This window comes from Streptomyces sp. NPDC044061 (assembly GCF_056434305.1).
In genome coordinates, this window is record NZ_JBWKFL010000008.1 from 241,820 (window position 1) to 258,636 (window position 16,817).

The 16,817-nt window shown below is 70.0% G+C and carries 14 protein-coding genes; 5 read left to right on the top strand and 9 right to left on the bottom strand.

Annotated elements, in window-relative coordinates; translation table 11 throughout:
* The first annotated feature begins 168 nt into the window (after window positions 1-168).
* Both AC07CM_RS15710 and AC07CM_RS15715 read left to right on the top strand, forming a co-directional pair.
* On the top strand, window positions 169-2,334 hold the full coding sequence (locus tag AC07CM_RS15710) for a RecQ family ATP-dependent DNA helicase (protein ID WP_478876935.1): 2,166 nt from the start codon (window positions 169-171) through the stop codon (window positions 2,332-2,334).
* Between the two features lie 286 nt (window positions 2,335-2,620).
* Window positions 2,621-3,241: a hypothetical protein gene (locus tag AC07CM_RS15715; protein WP_478876936.1), complete on the top strand. Its 621-nt coding sequence runs from the start codon at window positions 2,621-2,623 to the stop codon at window positions 3,239-3,241.
* A 414-nt stretch (window positions 3,242-3,655) separates the two neighbouring features.
* Here AC07CM_RS15715 and AC07CM_RS15720 read toward each other — a convergent pair whose 3' ends face one another.
* From AC07CM_RS15720 to AC07CM_RS15730, 3 genes are all read right to left on the bottom strand, one after another.
* The gene (locus AC07CM_RS15720) at window positions 3,656-4,288 is read right to left on the bottom strand and encodes a hypothetical protein (protein ID WP_478876937.1); all 633 of its coding nucleotides are present in this window, start codon (window positions 4,286-4,288) and stop codon (window positions 3,656-3,658) included.
* Between the two features lie 68 nt (window positions 4,289-4,356).
* The gene (locus tag AC07CM_RS15725) at window positions 4,357-5,058 is read right to left on the bottom strand and encodes a ribonuclease HII (RefSeq protein WP_478876938.1); all 702 of its coding nucleotides are present in this window, start codon (window positions 5,056-5,058) and stop codon (window positions 4,357-4,359) included.
* Between the two features lie 81 nt (window positions 5,059-5,139).
* Window positions 5,140-5,763: a TetR/AcrR family transcriptional regulator gene (locus AC07CM_RS15730; RefSeq protein ID WP_478876939.1), complete on the bottom strand. Its 624-nt coding sequence runs from the start codon at window positions 5,761-5,763 to the stop codon at window positions 5,140-5,142.
* A gap of 185 nt (window positions 5,764-5,948) precedes the next feature.
* Between AC07CM_RS15730 and AC07CM_RS15735 the strand changes: the two genes are divergently transcribed.
* On the top strand, window positions 5,949-7,496 hold the full coding sequence (locus AC07CM_RS15735) for an MFS transporter (RefSeq protein WP_478877003.1): 1,548 nt from the start codon (window positions 5,949-5,951) through the stop codon (window positions 7,494-7,496).
* A 344-nt stretch (window positions 7,497-7,840) separates the two neighbouring features.
* Here AC07CM_RS15735 and AC07CM_RS15740 read toward each other — a convergent pair whose 3' ends face one another.
* The 3 genes from AC07CM_RS15740 to AC07CM_RS15750 all read right to left on the bottom strand — a co-directional run bounded on the left by AC07CM_RS15740 (window position 7,841) and on the right by AC07CM_RS15750 (window position 10,199).
* Entirely contained in the window at window positions 7,841-8,746 is a 906-nt protein-coding gene (locus AC07CM_RS15740; protein WP_478876940.1) for an ADP-ribosylglycohydrolase family protein, read from the bottom strand.
* 12 nt (window positions 8,747-8,758) lie between these two features.
* Window positions 8,759-9,418, bottom strand: coding sequence for a histidine phosphatase family protein (locus AC07CM_RS15745; protein WP_478876941.1), 660 nt, complete (start codon window positions 9,416-9,418; stop codon window positions 8,759-8,761).
* A gap of 175 nt (window positions 9,419-9,593) precedes the next feature.
* The gene (locus tag AC07CM_RS15750; protein ID WP_478876942.1) at window positions 9,594-10,199 is read right to left on the bottom strand and encodes a YdbC family protein; all 606 of its coding nucleotides are present in this window, start codon (window positions 10,197-10,199) and stop codon (window positions 9,594-9,596) included.
* Between the two features lie 154 nt (window positions 10,200-10,353).
* Here AC07CM_RS15750 and AC07CM_RS15755 point away from each other — a divergent pair, with 154 nt between their 5' ends.
* Window positions 10,354-10,887 (top strand): TerD family protein, encoded by a 534-nt coding sequence (locus AC07CM_RS15755; protein ID WP_478876943.1) that lies wholly within the window; start codon window positions 10,354-10,356, stop codon window positions 10,885-10,887.
* A gap of 3 nt (window positions 10,888-10,890) precedes the next feature.
* Here AC07CM_RS15755 and AC07CM_RS15760 read toward each other — a convergent pair whose 3' ends face one another.
* The 3 genes from AC07CM_RS15760 to nrdR all read right to left on the bottom strand — a co-directional run bounded on the left by AC07CM_RS15760 (window position 10,891) and on the right by nrdR (window position 15,409).
* Window positions 10,891-11,679: a DUF2785 domain-containing protein gene (locus tag AC07CM_RS15760; RefSeq protein ID WP_478876944.1), complete on the bottom strand. Its 789-nt coding sequence runs from the start codon at window positions 11,677-11,679 to the stop codon at window positions 10,891-10,893.
* A gap of 114 nt (window positions 11,680-11,793) precedes the next feature.
* Window positions 11,794-14,694 (bottom strand): vitamin B12-dependent ribonucleotide reductase, encoded by a 2,901-nt coding sequence (locus tag AC07CM_RS15765; protein WP_478876945.1) that lies wholly within the window; start codon window positions 14,692-14,694, stop codon window positions 11,794-11,796.
* Between the two features lie 163 nt (window positions 14,695-14,857).
* The gene (gene nrdR, locus AC07CM_RS15770) at window positions 14,858-15,409 is read right to left on the bottom strand and encodes a transcriptional regulator NrdR (RefSeq protein WP_478876946.1); all 552 of its coding nucleotides are present in this window, start codon (window positions 15,407-15,409) and stop codon (window positions 14,858-14,860) included.
* Between the two features lie 564 nt (window positions 15,410-15,973).
* Here nrdR and lexA point away from each other — a divergent pair.
* A complete protein-coding gene (lexA, locus tag AC07CM_RS15775) occupies window positions 15,974-16,753 on the top strand; it encodes a transcriptional repressor LexA (protein ID WP_333772146.1) in 780 nt (259 codons plus the stop codon).
* The last annotated feature ends 64 nt before the right edge of the window (window positions 16,754-16,817 follow it).

A 16,817-nucleotide genomic window follows, 5' to 3' on the forward strand; every position in this document is an offset into this window, starting at 1 on the left:
CGATCTCGCGGATCTTGAGATTCCGCTTGAGCCTGTGGACAACTCGAATCAGGGACACGACAAGGCCGGTGTCATGGTCGGCCCGTCGCCCACCACGACACGGTCGCCAGCGTCCGCCGTCGGCCACGGCTCACCCGATTGTCAGTCCCGTCCTGTTGTATGGGACCCATGGAGCACACGAGCAACGCGGACCTCCGGGCGCAGGCCGACACCGTCCTCGCCCGGCTCGTCGGGGACGCCACGGGCGCGGCCCGGCTGCGCGAGGACCAGTGGCGGGCGATCGAGGCGCTGGTCGCCGACCGGCGCCGGGCCCTGGTCGTGCAGCGGACGGGGTGGGGCAAGTCCGCGGTGTACTTCGTGGCGACCTCGCTGCTGCGGGCCAGAGGCAGTGGGCCCACGGTGATCGTCTCCCCGCTGCTCGCGCTCATGCGCAACCAGGTGGAGGCCGCGGCCCGCGCCGGCATCCACGCCCGGACCATCAACTCCTCCAACACCGAGGAGTGGGAGGACGTCCAGAGCGAGATCGCGGCCGGCGAGGTCGACGTGCTCCTCGTCAGTCCGGAGCGCCTGAACAACCCCGACTTCCGCGACCAGGTCCTGCCCAAGCTTTCCGCGGCGACCGGACTGCTCGTCGTGGACGAGGCGCACTGCATCTCCGACTGGGGCCACGACTTCCGCCCGGACTACCGCCGGCTGCGCACCATGCTGAGCGACCTTCCGCCCGGCGTCCCGGTGCTGGCGACCACCGCCACGGCCAACGCGCGCGTGACCGCCGATGTCGCCGAGCAGCTCGGCACCGGCGGCACCTCGGACGCCCTGGTGCTGCGCGGCCCACTGGACCGGGAGAGCCTGAGCCTCGGCGTGCTGCGGCTGTCCGACGCGGCTCACCGGATGGCCTGGCTCGCCGACCACCTCGACGATCTGCCGGGCTCCGGCATCATCTACACCCTCACCGTGGCCGCCGCCGAGGAGGTCACGGCCTTCCTCCGGCAGCGCGGGCACGCCGTGGCCTCGTACACGGGCAAGACGGAGAACGCCGACCGGCAGCAGGCCGAGGACGACCTGCTCGCCAACCGGGTCAAGGCTCTGGTCGCCACCTCCGCGCTCGGCATGGGCTTCGACAAGCCGGACCTCGGCTTCGTCGTGCACCTCGGCTCGCCGTCCTCGCCCATCGCCTACTACCAGCAGGTCGGCCGCGCGGGCCGTGGCGTCGAGCACGCCGAGGTGCTGCTGCTGCCGGGCAAGGAGGACGAGGCGATCTGGGAGTACTTCGCCTCGCTCGCCTTCCCCTCCGAGGACCTGGTGCGCCGCACCCTGGACGTCCTCGCCCGGGCGGACGGCCCGCTGTCGCTGCCGGCGCTGGAGCCGCTGGTGGAACTGCGCCGCTCCCGGCTGGAGACGATGCTGAAGGTCCTCGACGTGGACGGAGCGGTCAAACGCGTCAAGGGCGGTTGGATCGCGACCGGACAGCCATGGTCGTACGACGCCGATCGCTACGCCTGGGTGGCCCGCCAGCGCAAGTCCGAGCAACAGGCGATGCGCGAGTACGCGTCCGCCACGGACTGCCGGATGGAGTTCCTCCAGCGCCAGTTGGACGACGAGGGCGCCAAGCCCTGTGGCCGCTGCGACAACTGTGCGGGGCCACGCTTCACCGCCGACACGACCACGGCGGCGCTGGACGCCGCACGAGTCGACCTGGGTCGTGCCGGGGTCGAGGTGGAGCCCCGCCGCATGTGGCCGACCGGCCTCCCGGCCATCGGCATCAACCTCAAGGGACGCATTCCGGTCGGGGAACTGGCCTCGCCCGGGCGAGCCCTGGGCCGGTTGTCGGACATCGGCTGGGGCAACCGGCTGCGGCCCCTGTTCGCGCCGCAGGCTCCGGACGCGCCCGTACCGGACGACGTGGCACGAGCCGTGGTGGACGTGCTCGCCGACTGGGCCAAGGGTCCCGGCGGCTGGGCCTCCGGTGCGACCGACGCCCAGCCCAGGCCCGTGGGTGTGGTCACCGTCGCCTCGCGCAGCCGGCCCGTGCTGATCCACTCCCTGGGCGCCCGCATCGCGGAGATCGGCCGGCTGCCCCTGCTCGGCTCTCTGGAATACGCCGGTGACGCGTCACGGGTGCCGCGCAGCAACAGCGCCCAGCGTCTGAAGGCCCTCGACGGCGCGTTGACGGTGCCGCCCGCCCTCGCCTCGGCGCTCGCCGAGGCCCGTGGCCCGGTCCTGCTCGTGGACGACTTCACGGAGACGGGCTGGACCCTGGCGGTTGCCGGGCGCATGCTCAGAAGGGCCGGCGCAGGGGCGGTGCTGCCCCTGGTCCTGGCGGTCCAGGGCTGACCGCCCGCCGAGCGCGGTGCGTGGGCGTTAGCCATGGCGCACAAACGTGCCGTGGTCGAACGGCTCAGGCGTCGTCAGCGGCACCTGTGGGTAGGGATATAAGCCACGCACCACCAGATAACAGTCGGTGGCCCCAATTGCTCGTTGCCGCATCCCAGTTCGACAGGAAGAATTGAAGTCCGCTCCCCGCACGGCTCAGCCGTGATCCGGTTGGGCTTTGCTGCGGTGCGCGGTCCCCCGAATCCGACCTCGCCCGCAGTGTGGGCGCGTAGCCGAAGGGAGGAACGTGACCTTCGGATTCGCCTCGTCCTCGGCGGCCTCCTTGTCGACGTCCGCGTCCGCCGCTTCCGCCAGTCGCCTGCTCGAGCCCGCGGAGTGGGCAGCCGCCGGAATCCCCCTGCTGCGCAACCCCCGCGAGATCGTCAGCGGGCTGCACGCCCGCCACCGCCCCAGGCCGTCCATGGCGGTCGTCGCTGTCCTGGATCCCGACGAACGGCTGTGCGCCAGCGCCTCGTTCATACGGCGTCCGGCACCCGCCGACGGCTGGATGTTCCGCAACGCGCTGCTCGCCCAGCTGCGCCGGATCATTCCGCACGACCTGCGCCGCCGCACTCCGGTGCGCACCGCCGTGCTGCTCTACTGCCGCGAGGGCGACGCGCGTTGGACCGAGGAGGACGGCGCCTGGATGTGGGGACTGCGGGACGCCTGCACCCTGCACGGGCTGCGCTGCGGGGCGTACATCACGCTGACGGGGGACGGCTGGCAGGTGCTCGGCGAGGGCCGCGGGGGACGCCGGCCGAGCGCCCACTCGGAGCCGGAACCCTTCGCCCTGTCGGAAGCCCCGCCCCTGGCACCTCGTACCGGCGGCCCGGTCTCGGAGGTCCTGCGCCGCGCGGCCGCTCGCTGAAGGGCCGGCCCGGCACTCCGGCTACGGCCACCGGCACGGGCCGGACGGCAAGCCCGTGACCCGGTGGGACGCTTGTGCGGGGATCCGCCGGTTGCCGGCAGGAGCCGCGTACGGGTCATGCGACAAGCGCTCGTACTCGGCAGGGAACAACCGGTACGGCACCGGACCCGGCTCTTGACACCGTCCGCCCGGCGCGGCGTCCGCCGCCCGCGCAGGCAGTCGCAGGAACGCTCCTGGCGCCTACGACGCCCTTGCCCTTGCCCGTCGGCGCCGTGGGCTCCGGACTTCGGTCAGACGGCCGTCCCAAGCGGAGGAACGGCCACTGCCAGTCGTCCGGGCATGCCGAAACCCGCACCGTGCGGAAGCCTTCGGCGCCTTTCGTCGGTCACCTCGGCGCCAGGCGCCGGGCGTGACTCAGACGCCCGCGCCCAGCACCGAGTTGATCTGCTGCGGGTCACCGCAGACGATCAGCAACGCACCGGCCCGGGAGTGGGCCAGCGGGAGCGCGGTGGCGGCAGCGGCGGCGGGGCCTCCGTTGACGGCCACGACGACCACGGGGCGGGACGCGGCACGGGAGGCGACGGCGGCGTCCGCGTAGAAGACGTCGTCACCGGTGTCGTGCTGCGCCCAGTAGGAGGCTTCGCCGAAGGAGAGCTCGTGCTCGGCCCACGGGTGCTGGGCACCGGTGGTGATCACCAGCATTTCTCCGGGGGCTCGGCCCGAGTCGAGGAGCAGATCCACCGCTTCCTCGGCAGCGTCGAGGGCACCCTCGGCCGATGCCGGAATCAGCTGGATCTGCGGGGCCGCCACCGTGGCGGCGGGAGCGGCCGGGCCCGACGGGCCTGGCTTGGCCGGAGCCACGTCACGCGGCGTGCGCTGCACCGGCGGTGTGGGCCGCGGAGGGCCTGGACGACCGGGGCGGGACGGAGCCGCGGGGCGGGGGCCGGGTACGGGGCGGGGGGTCGGCGCGGTACGGCCGCTGGCCGGCGTGACGCGGGGACCCTGGGCACTCTCGTGAATCTGAGGCTCCTCGGGAATGAGAGGCATGAGCTGATATTTATCAAACGTTGGTGCGGCGCGGATGACCGGGTGGCACATCAGTGCGAGCGGAACCGTCAGAAATCGAAGCCGAGCTGACCTTCGATCGCCGGAACGCTTCCGTCCACCCAGCTGCGGACCTTCTTGAGGTGCCGCCACTGGGGCAACGCATCAAGATACGCCCACGACAAGCGGTGGAACGGGGTGGGTCCCCGCTCCGCCAGTGCGGCCTTGTGCACGGGCGACGGATACCCGGCGTTGTCCGCAAACCCGAAGTCTGCATGGTCGATACCCAGTTCGGCCATCATTTTGTCGCGCTGAACCTTGGCGATCACCGACGCCGCCGCGACGGCCACGCACGACTGGTCGCCCTTGATCACCGTGCGGACCTGCCACGGGGCACCGAGGTAGTCGTGCTTCCCGTCGAGGATCACTGCGTCGGGGTGCACCGGCAGGGCGTCCAGGGCACGGACGGCGGCGAGCCGCAGCGCGGCGGTCATCCCCCGTTCGTCGATCTCCTCGGGAGAAGCATGCCCCAGGGCATAGGCGGTCACCCACGACCGCAGTATCTCGGACAGTTCCGTACGACGCTTGACCGTCAGCAGCTTGGAGTCGGTGAGCCCCTCGGGCGGTCGGCGGAGTCCGGTGACCGCCGCGCAGACGGTGACGGGACCGGCCCAGGCGCCCCGCCCCACCTCGTCGACACCGGCAATGACCTTCGCTCCGGTCGTGGCGCGCAGGGAGCGCTCGACGGTATGAGTGGGTGGTTCGTACAGCATGGCGCCCTTAGGGTACGCCGCCGGACTCCTCGTGCGACACCCCGGCTCCCCGGTCGGCGGCGAGTTCACCGACCGCCGGGATCAGGCCCCCTGCGGCCGCAACAGCGGAAGCATCAGGTGGTCGATCATCTCCTCGAGATCCTGATCGCTCCATTCGCTGGCGCACATCTTCGATCGGTACATCATCATCGCCGGGATGGCGTCGAAGACATAGCCGTTGGCCGCGTCGGACCGCACCTCTCCCCGCCGTATTCCACGAGTGATGACCTCGCGCAGCAGTTTGAGGGTCGGCTCCACCACACCGTCGAAGATCACGCCATGGAAGCGCTCAGCCTGTGCGGGATCGCATTCGTGAATCACGGCACGCAAGGCGAAGCCGGGGCGCGAGAACATGGCGTCCCGTGCGCGACGGCACAGAGCCAGCAGGTCCTCGCGCACACTCCCGAAGTCGGGCACCTCGTCGACGCGCGGCAGTCCGGCCTCGAGCGCGTCGGCGACCAGATCCTCCTTGGAGGGCCAGCGGCGATAGACGGCGGCCTTTCCGGTCTGGGCGCCGGCCGCGACACCCTCCATCGTCAGACCCTTCCAACCGACCGTACTGAGCTGCTCCAGAGCGGCGTCCAGGATCGCGCGCTCGAGCACCGCACCGCGCCGACGAGGGGACGCCGCCCGAGCAGGAGCGGCCGTCCAGCGCGAGGTAACCATCTGAGTTTCTCCAGCATGCAAGGGAAGCGGGGGTTCCGGGGCGGAATCGCGCCACGTCGCAGCAGAGGGGGACGCGGTACGTGGCACGGGTTTAAGTGAACGCTTGCGTTCACTGTTGGGGACTCACTACGGTTGACGCGACAGTGAACGCGAGCGTTCACTAACGCCTTTGTGGGGGACTCATGGTGACAACCTCTCAGTTGCTTCACGAACAAAAGCCGGGTGCGGCCCGCCGGGAGGGGCATCCCGGCATCGCTCTCACCGTCATCGCGGCCTGCCAACTCATGGTGGTGCTCGACGCGACGATTGTGAACATCGCACTCCCGCACATTCAAGATGCGCTCAAGTTCAGCACCACGGACCTCACTTGGGTGGTCAGCGCCTACACGCTCACCTTCGGCGGCCTGCTGCTCCTCGGCGCGCGGGCCGGTGACATCCTCGGCCGGCGCAGGGTGTTCATCACCGGCATCCTGCTGTTCACCTTCGCCTCGCTGCTGGGCGGCCTCGCCCAGGAACCCTGGCAGCTGCTGGCCGCACGCGCCCTGCAGGGCGTGGGAGGCGCGATCGCATCGCCCACGTCGCTCGCGTTGATCACCACCACCTTCCCCGAAGGCCCCGAACGCAACCGGGCGTTCGGTGTGTTCGCCGCGGTGTCGGCGGGCGGCGGCGCCATCGGACTGCTCGCGGGCGGCATGCTCACCGACTGGCTCGACTGGCGGTGGGTGCTCTTCGTCAACGCGCCCATCGGCCTGCTGATCGCCGCGCTCGCACCCTTGTACATCAGCGAGTCCGAGCGGCACCCGGGGCGCTTCGACATCGCGGGCGCGTTGACGTCGACGGCGGGCATGGCCTCCCTGGTCTACGGGTTCATCCGTGCCTCCGAGGACGGCTGGCGGGACGGGCTCACCCTCGGCTCGTTCGGCGCGGCGGTGGTGCTCCTGCTGGCCTTCGTCTTCACCGAGCTGCGGGCGAAGGAACCGATCACCCCGCTCAAGATGTTCGCCGACCGCAACCGCTCCGGCACGTACGTGATCATGCTGAGCCTGGCAGCGGCGATGTTCGGCATGTTCTTCTACATCGTGCTGTTCGTGCAGAACGTGCTCGGCTACAGCCCGATCAAGGCGGGTCTGGCCTTCCTCCCGGTGACGGTCGTGATCGCGGTCGGCGCGGGTCTGTCGCAGCGGTTCCTGCCCCGGTTCGGCCCCAAGCCGTTCATGATGGCCGGCTCGACGCTCGTGGCGATCGGGCTGGTCTGGCAGACGTTCATCAGGCCCGACAGCTCCTACGTCGGCGGCGTGCTGGGCCCGATGCTGGTGTTCGGCTTCGGCATGGGCCTGAACTTCGTGACGGTCACCGTCACGGCGGTCTCGGGTGTCGCCCAGCACGAGGCGGGTGCGGCCTCCGGGCTGCTCAACGCCACGCAGCAGGTCGGCGGTTCGCTGGGCCTGTCCATCCTGACCACCGTCTTCGGCTCCGCGAGCACGGACGAGGCGAAGAAGCAGCTGCCGAAGTTCCTCGCGCACGGCACGCCGGAGCAGAAGGCGGAGTTCGCCAAGACACACCAGCTGCCCGCGCCCTGGGGGCACGAGGTGCTCGCCCACGGCATCTCGGTCGCCTTCGTGCCGGCCGCCGCGATGGCCGTACTCGCGTTCCTCACCGCCTGGCTGGTGATCCGGGTCCGCAAGAGCGACCTCGAGGCCCTCGCGGGCACGGCGGGACCGGGGCTCGGCTGACCCGGCCGAGGCGGCGAAGAGCCGCGGCCGGCCGGATCGCTGCCAGGGGGAAGAAACGCGCGGCGGTCCGGCCGGTCGCACCGCCGTCACGGTCGTGGCCGCGGCCACGACCACGGCAAGAAGCGGCAGGAGCAGCACGACCAGCGCAACGACAACGACCGACACCGTCCACACCCCCGCACACCTCGTCTGCCGTCCGCCCCAGCCGGGCCCTGGTTCGGCTCGAGACGGACAGCGCACACCCGGCCAACGGGCGGCAGTCACGCAGAGTTCCCGGCGAGCACGCAGAGTTCTGAACCGGGCGACGGCGGCCGTATGCCAGACCACCCCCGGCCCGGAGGTCTTCAGAAACCTGTGGGCACCCAGTCCGGCAGCGCCTCGGTCCGTTCCGCCCACTCCGTCGGCGGCAACCCCACCTTGGCGGACGCAAGCACACCGCCCACGATCGCGCAGTTGGTGTCCACGTCCCCGCCCACCTGCGCGGTCGTCCAGAACGCCGTCTCGAAGTCGGTGAGGGAGCGCGCCGCCGACCAGAGGGCGAAGGGAACGGTGTCATGTGCGCTGGTGCGGCGTCCGCAGCCCAGGACGGCCGCGACCGTGCCCGCGTCGCCGTAGTCGAGCATGTCCCGGGCACGGCGCAGTCCGGCGCCGACGGCGCTCTTCGGCACGAGGGCGATGACGCCGTCGAGCAGCGCCTCCGGGCTGGGCGGGCCGGCCGGCGCGGCGGCCAGTGCGGCGGCCGCTGCGACGGCCATCGCGCCCACCACGGCCTCGCGGTGCTGGTGCGTGGGGTAGGCCGAGATCTCCGCCTGGTGGGTCGCCTGCTCCGGATCGTCCGCGTACCAGGCGCCGAGGGGCGCGATGCGCATCGCCGCGCCGTTGCCCCAGGAGCCCTGCCCGTTGAACAGGGCCGCGGCCAGCTCCCGCCAGTCCTCGCCCTCCCGGACGAGGCGGAGCAGCCGGTTGACCGCGGGGCCGTAGCCCCGGTCGAAGTCGTGGTGCTCGGCGAAGGAGCGGGCCAGGGCGTCCTGGTCCAGGCGCTGGTGGGCGGCCAGGACGGCCACCACGGAGGCGGCCATCTCCGTGTCGTCCGTCCACTGCCAGGCGCCCGTCGGCAGCTCACGGCGCTTGAGCAGGGGGTAGTTCACCGGAACGAAGAACTGTGAGCCAAGCGCGTCACCCACCGCCAGTCCGCGCAGGCTGGCCAGCGCGCGCTCCAGGCGCCCGAGAGAAGAGGAGTCAGCGGTCATCGCCCTGCCACTCTATCCGGTGACCCAGTGGGGCACCGGGTCTCGCCAGCGCTCGAAGGGCCGGTCGAGGGTGTACTTGCCGTCCTCCCCCAGAACGAGCATCCGCATCTCGGCGTTCCCGGGGTTCGACAGCGACTCGAATTCCGCGACCGTCCAGTGGAACCAGCGCATGCAGAACAGCCGCATCGCGAGCCCGTGCGTCACGAGGAGCACGTTCGGCGGATGGTCGGGGGCCTCGAAACTGCGGAACAGGCTCTCCAGGAAACCTCCGACCCGGTCGTACACGTCGGCGCCGGACTCCCCCTGCGGGAAGCGGAAGAAGAAGTGGCCGTAGGCGTCCCGGTACGCCTTCTGCAGACGCACGTCGTCGCGGTCCTGCCAGTTGCCCCAGTCCTGCTCGCGCAGCCTGGGCTCCTCCCGCACCCGTATCAGGTCGGGGTCGAGGTGGAAGGCGCGCAGGGTCTCGTGCGTGCGGCGATACGGGGAGACGTACACGCTGACGCGTTCCCGGCCGAAGACCTCGCGGAGCCTCTTGCCGGTCTCCTCTGCCTGCCTCCAGCCGCGCTCGGTCAGCGCGAGAGCATGGTCGGGCTCACGCTCGTACACGGAGTCATCAACATTGCCCGTTGACTCGCCGTGCCGGACAAGGACGATGCGCCGTGGTCGTGCCATGCCAAAACCCTAGTTCGATCGGGGGACGGTCGACCAACTCCAACGGGCCTCATACGGCGTAGGTCACACGAATCCGGCGTGGTGAAGCGCTCTCAGGGTCGCGAGAGAACGTTGGGTTTTCCAACCCACACGGGCGCCCGTCCCCGCTCGGGTGCCCGTGCCCTCCGTGCCGTCCTCAGACCGTCCAGGACGGCTCCAGCTCCACGATGTCACCCGAGAGAGCCGCGATGTCCGCCTCCGTCTGTGCGCGCAGGGCGAGGCGCTCGACCCGCTCGGTGCGGTACTTGCCGTGCTCGGCGGCCGACCGCCACATGGACAGGATCAGGAACTCGTGCTCGGGTGCCTCCGCGAACATGCCCCGGATCATGCCGGGCGAGCCGGCCATCGCGGGGTTCCAGACCTTCTCCTGCATGAGGGTGAAGTGCTCGACGCGGTCTTCGCGCACCCGGCAGAGGGCCACCCGGATCAGGTCCGTGTCGGTGAACCTCGGTTCGAAGCCGGTCTTCACGTCGAAGCGGTACTCGAACAGCTTGACCTGGGCGTCCTTGAACGTGCCGGACTGGGCGGCCGCCAGACGGTCGTGGGAGCGGGCCATGAAGGAGTCGTAGAAGGCACGGCTTTCCCAGAAGGCGAAGATGTGCGCCACCCCGGGCCGGTGCCGGCTCCAGCCTCCGCCCTGTCCCCGAAATCCCGGCTCCCCCAGAAGCCCCGCCCATTTCCGCTGCCCCCGCTCGAAGCCGCGGCGGTCCACCACGGTGCAGCGAATCCACTTGACCAGCACCGCGCCATCGTAAGGCCACCGGGCGTGGCGTCGGTCACGCTCCGGCGGAGATCACCCGCGCATGCGCTCCCGCGCGCGTGGCACGATGAACAAGGAGCCCCGGCTCCTGGGGAGTTGGGGAAGAGGGATCTTCGAGGGGGGAAGGGGAAGCCCGGTGACTGGCTTCAGCAAGGGAATCCGCAAGGTCGAGGTCGCGCTCAAGTGGGATCCCAGTCCGGCGGGTCAGCCACCCACCGATCTCGACATCGTCGCCGCGACCTTCGTGTCCAGCGACCCGTACGGGGCTCCGGCCTATCTGGTGCACTTCGACAGCCGCTCTCCGGACGGCACGATCTTCCTCAACCGGGACAGCACGGACGGCAGGGGCTTCGGATGGGACGAGGTGATGACGCTCGAACTCGACCGGCTCGACGGCCGCTACGCGCGCGTGGTGGTCGGTGTCGTCATCCAGCAGCGGCCCGCGCACAAGACGTTCGTCAATGTGCTCAATCCGGCCATGCGCATCCGCGAGGGCTACACCGTGCTCGCCGAGGACGAATTCGGTTCGGTCCTCGGCGCGACGGCGGCCACGATCGCCGAGTTCGCGCGGGACGGCTCCGGCGGCTGGGTCTTCCATGCCGGTGTCCACGGCTTCGACGACGATCCGGCCGGCTTCACCCAGGTCATGGGCAGGGCGCACCCGTCCTGACGCTCAGGCCGTGTAGGGGGCCACGATCGCGAGGGTTCGGGCCAGTTCCTCCAGAACGGCCTCGCGGTGGGTGGGCGAGCGCGGCGGCTCGTCCGTGTTGCGCCTGCTCAGTCCGCGGTCGGTGAGGACGTAGAGCATCCGCAGGGTGCGCATGGCGTTGGAGGCCCAGGCCGGCACCGGACCCGGCCGGCCGGTCCGGAAGGCCGCCGCGACCGGGGCCAGCCAACCCACCGAGTCGGCCTCGGAGACATCCGGGTGACCGAGGATCTGCGCGAGCGCGTAGGCGAGGCGGTCGTCCTCCTGGGCGTCGAAGAGGTGATCGGTGGGCGCCAGCAGCCGGGCCGTGGCCAACTCGGCGAGCGGCCGGGGTGGCTGGCCGGGATGCCGGGCGAGCACCGCCAGCAGGTCCGCTCCATGGGCCACGGCGTGTACCCAGCCCAGGGCCGGGTCATGGCCGCGCAGATCCGTTTCCGCCGGGTACCACTCGGCGAAGGCTTGCCACCACTGCTGCCGCCAGTCGCCGGCCTCCACGATCCGGGCGAGGACGAGCGGCGCGAAGCTGCGGGCCTGCACGGCAGGATCCCTGAGATGAACGGTCATGCGGTCGCCGAGCCGGTCGCGCTCGCCGGGGCGCAGCGCCGGTATCCAGCGGACGGCCGCGAGGTACGCGCCGTCGTCGCGCACCACGGGGTCGGGTGAGCGAAGGTCCTCGGCCAGGGCGTCGAGGAGCACGGTCCGGTCCGCCTCCGGGAGGTCACGGATGTCGGCGTCGTAGATCTGCGTCATGGTCATGAGCGGAGGCTACGGCGACCACGTGCGCCACGGGGCCGCTTCCGCGGACGCCCCGGGGACGGGTAAGGGGCGCCGGCAATGGCCGGCGCCCCTTACTTCAGGAACCGCGTGTCATCAGCTGCAGCCGCTGGTCGAGCCGCAGCCCTCGCAGATGTAGCAGGAACCGGCCCGCTGCATCTTCGTGCCGCAGGAGAAGCACAGCGGGGCGTCGGCCTGGATGCCCAGCTGCATCTCCACCAGTTCGGCGCTGGTGTGCGCCTGCTTCGGGGCGGGCTTGGCCACCTCGGACTCGGCCTTCGGGGCGGCGACGGCCTTCAGCTCCTGGGCGCGCGGCGCCGACTGGGCCAGACCCTCGACGTCGACGTCGTCATCGTCGATGGACTGCTCGTAGGAGCCGGTCTCCAGGTGACGCTGGCGCTCCTCGGCGGAGTGGATGCCGAGGGCGGAACGGGTCTCGAAGGGCAGGAAGTCCAGCGCCAGGCGGCGGAAGATGTAGTCGACGATCGACTGCGCCATCCGCACGTCCGGGTCGTCCGTCATACCGGCCGGCTCGAAGCGCATGTTGGTGAACTTCGAGACGTACGTCTCCAGGGGCACGCCGTACTGGAGGCCGACGGAGACCGCGATGGAGAAGGCGTCCATCATGCCCGCGAGGGTCGAGCCCTGCTTGGACATCTTCAGGAAGACCTCGCCGAGACCGTCGTCCGGGTAGGAGTTGGCGGTCATGTAGCCCTCGGCGCCGCCGACGGTGAAGGACGTGGTGATGCCGGGACGGCCCTTCGGGAGACGCTTGCGGACCGGGCGGTACTCGACCACCTTCTCGACCGCGGCACGAATCGTGTCCTCGGCCTTCTCGGTGATCTCGGCCTTCTCCTCCTCCTTCTTCTTGGCGGAGAGCGGCTGGCCGACCTTGCAGTTGTCGCGGTAGATCGCGAGCGCCTTGACGCCGAGCTTCCAGGCCTCGTAGTAGATCTCCTCGACCTCCTCGACGGTCGCCGTCTCCGGCATGTTGACCGTCTTGGAGATGGCGCCCGAGATCCACGGCTGGATCGCGGCCATCATGCGGACGTGGCCCATCGGGGAGATGGCGCGCTCGCCCATGGCGCAGTCGAAGACCTCGTAGTGCTCGTGCTTGAGACCGGGGGCGTCGATCACGTTGCCGTTCTCGGCGATGTGGGCGACGATCGCCTCGATCTGCTCCTCCTGGTAGCCCAGGCGGCGCAGGGCCTGCGGGACGGTGCCGTTGACGATCTGCATCGAGCCGCCGCCGACCAGCTTCTTGAACTTCACCAGCGCGAGGTCGGGCTCGACACCGGTCGTGTCGCAGGACATCGCCAGGCCGATGGTGCCGGTCGGGGCGAGGACGGACGCCTGGGAGTTACGGAAACCGTTCTGCTCACCGAGGCGCAGCACGTCCTGCCAGGCCTCCGTGGCGGCGGCCCACACCGGGGTGTCCAGGTCGTCCATGCGGACGGCCGTGCCGTTGGCGTCGGAGTGCTGCTTCATGACGCGCTTGTGGGCGTCGGCGTTGCGGGCGTAGCCGTCGTACGTGCCGACGACCGCGGCCAGCTCGGCGGAGCGGCGGTAGGCCGTACCCGTCATCAGGGAGGTGATGGCGCCGGCCAGGGCGCGGCCGCCGTCCGAGTCGTACGCGTGGCCGGTGGCCATCAGCAGGGCGCCGAGGTTGGCGTAGCCGATGCCCAGCTGACGGAACGCGCGCGTGTTCTCGCCGATCTTCTGGGTCGGGAAGTCCGCGAAGCAGATCGAGATGTCCATCGCGGTGATGACCAGCTCGACGACCTTCTGGAAGCGCTCGGTCTCGAAGGACTGGGTGCCCTTGCCGTTGTCCTTGAGGAACTTCATCAGGTTCAGCGAGGCCAGGTTGCAGGACGTGTTGTCCAGGTGCATGTACTCGCTGCACGGGTTCGACGCGGTGATCCGGCCGGACTCGGGGCAGGTGTGCCAGTTGTTGATGGTGTCGTCGTACTGGATGCCCGGGTCGGCGCAGGCCCACGCGGCATCGGCGATCTTGCGGAAGAGCGCCTTGGCGTCGACCTCCTCGATGACCTCACCGGTCATGCGGGCGCGCAGCCCGAACTGGCCGCCCTTCTCGACCGCCTTCATGAACTCGTCGTTCACGCGGACCGAGTTGTTGGCGTTCTGGTACTGGACGGAGGTGATGTCGTCCCCGCCCAGGTCCATGTCGAAGCCCGCGTCGCGCAGAACGCGGATCTTCTCCTCCTCGCTGACCTTCGTCTGGATGAAGTCCTCGATGTCGGGGTGGTCGACGTCGAGCACGACCATCTTGGCGGCGCGGCGGGTGGCACCACCGGACTTGATGGTGCCGGCGGAGGCGTCGGCACCGCGCATGAAGGAGACCGGACCGGAGGCGTTGCCGCCGGAGGAGAGCAACTCCTTGGAGGAGCGGATGCGGGAGAGGTTCAGGCCGGCGCCGGAGCCACCCTTGAAGATCATGCCCTCTTCCTTGTACCAGTCGAGGATCGACTCCATGGAGTCGTCGACGGACAGGATGAAGCAGGCCGAGACCTGCTGGGGCTGCGGGGTTCCGACGTTGAACCAGACGGGGCTGTTGAAGCTGAAGATCTGGTGCAGGAGGGCGTACGCCAGCTCGTGCTCGAAGATCTCGGCGTCGGCGGGCGAGGCGAAGTACTTGTGGTCCTCGCCTGCCTTCCGGTACGTCTTCACGATGCGGTCGATCAGCTGCTTGAGGCTGACCTCGCGCTGCGGGGTGCCGACGGCACCGCGGAAGTACTTGCTGGTGACGATGTTGACCGCGTTCACCGACCAGAAGTCGGGGAACTCGACGCCACGCTGCTCGAAGTTGACCGAGCCGTCGCGCCAGTTGGTCATGACGACGTCACGGCGCTCCCACGCGACCTCGTCGTACGGGTGTACGCCGGGGGTGGTGTGGATACGCTCGATACGCAGCCCCTTGCTGGCCTTGGCACCCTTGGCTCGGGAACCTCGTGCCGGACCGCTCGCCGTCTCTGTCATGCCGCCTCCCTGTACGGGCAAAAACGCCCTGAAGTGCCACGATGTTCCCGTGACACGGTGTTCTGTCGTGTGTTGCGGGCACCCTCACGCTGCCGCCCGCAACAGGTCCTGGTCGCCGCCTCCGGCCGGAACCCGGGTCTCCGTCCGGTTTCCGGCCCGCCGGTCAGTCGGCGGCGTGGGCGGGCACGGGGACCTGAGTGGTCCCTCCGGGCCCGCGATCGTCTTCCTGGCTCCCCGCTCCCGCGTCCTCGTCGTCCACTGCGGGGCCTCGCGTCGGCTCCCTCAGCTCCGCGATGGCGGCCTCGAAGTCCTCGAGCGAGTCGAACGCCCGGTAGACGGAGGCGAATCGCAGGTAGGCGACGAGGTCGAGCTCCTGCAACGGGCCGAGTATGGCCAGCCCCACGTCGTGGGTGGTCAGCTCGGCGCTTCCGGTGGCCCGCACCGCCTCCTCGACCCGCTGGCCGAGCTGGGCGAGTGCGTCCTCGGTGACAGGCCGTCCCTGACATGCCTTGCGCACGCCGTTGATGACCTTGGTACGGCTGAAAGGCTCGGTGACTCCGGCCCGCTTCACCACCATCAGCGAGCACGTCTCCACGGTCGTGAATCGACGGGAGCAGTCGGGGCACTGGCGGCGCCTGCGGATCGACGTGCCGTCGTCGGTCGTACGACTGTCGACCACACGGCTGTCGGGGTGCCTGCAGAAGGGGCAGTGCATGATCTCCAACCCTCCTCACAGCAGACTGAACGGCCCCCAGAGGCCTCAGGGGCCCCTCGAAGCAGCCCCAAGCATAGGCGATCGCGAAGCCGTCTCGAACCGGGGGGACCACAACTTGTGGGCTGCTGCAGCAATCCAACCACTAGATGTGGGGATTGGCTGATACATCGACAGCTCTCGCGTGTCGCACGCGCGGACGTCCGCACGACCCGATCGCGCCACCACCTGTGGAAACACGCGCGCGAGGACGTACCGCCGAGGCACTTGCGGAGATACCGTGGGCGCCGCACGGAGGACGCGTAGGACTCCGGCACAGAAGGGACCCGCATCCCGATTGACGGGGTTCCGGATGGCAGACTGGGGAAGCAACCCACGAGGTGATCCACCCCGGCGGTGAAGAGTACAACAATGGGCGCTTTTGCCCGCCAGGGGTCGCGTTAGCCATACACCCGGACACATGACCACGTCAGGTGAATCGCACTTTTTCACTCGAACGTGTGTTTGGCGCAACCTTTCGAAAGCAACTACCGTTGTGCAGCAGGGAGACCATCGAGAGGGGCCGACGTGACCACCACCGCAGACAGTGCCACCATCACTGCCCAGGACCGCTCCCAGGGCCGAGTCGAGCCGGTACATGCGATGAACGAAGCCACGAATCCCGAGGGGCACAAGCGTTCCCTGCCTGGCCGACCTCCAGGCATCCGGGCGGACAGCTCGGGACTCACCGACCGGCAGCGGCGGGTGATCGAGGTCATCAGGGACTCCGTGCAGCGGCGCGGCTACCCGCCGTCGATGCGCGAGATCGGCCAGGCCGTCGGACTCTCCAGCACGTCCTCGGTCGCGCACCAGCTGATGGCGCTGGAGCGCAAGGGCTTCCTGCGCCGTGACCCGCACCGCCCACGCGCGTACGAGGTGCGCGGATCCGACCAGGCCGTGACGGTGCAGCCCACGGACACCGCCGGCAAGCCTGCCGCGTCCTACGTCCCGCTGGTCGGCCGTATCGCCGCCGGTGGCCCGATCCTCGCGGAGGAGTCCGTCGAGGACGTCTTCCCGCTCCCCCGGCAGCTCGTCGGTGACGGCGAACTGTTCGTTCTGAAGGTCGTCGGTGACTCCATGATCGAGGCCGCGATCTGTGACGGCGACTGGGTCACGGTCCGGCGCCAGCCGGTCGCCGAGAACGGCGACATCGTGGCGGCGATGCTCGACGGCGAGGCCACCGTCAAGCGCTTCAAGCGCGAGGACGGCCATGTCTGGCTCCTCCCGCACAACTCGGCCTACGAGCCGATCCCGGGCGACGACGCGACCATCCTGGGGAAGGTCGTCGCAGTGCTGCGGCGCGTGTGACGGCTGCGGCTGGTGGGCCGAGCGGCCCTCCTCCCTGACCGGGCCCCGGGACCCCTGCGCCGGT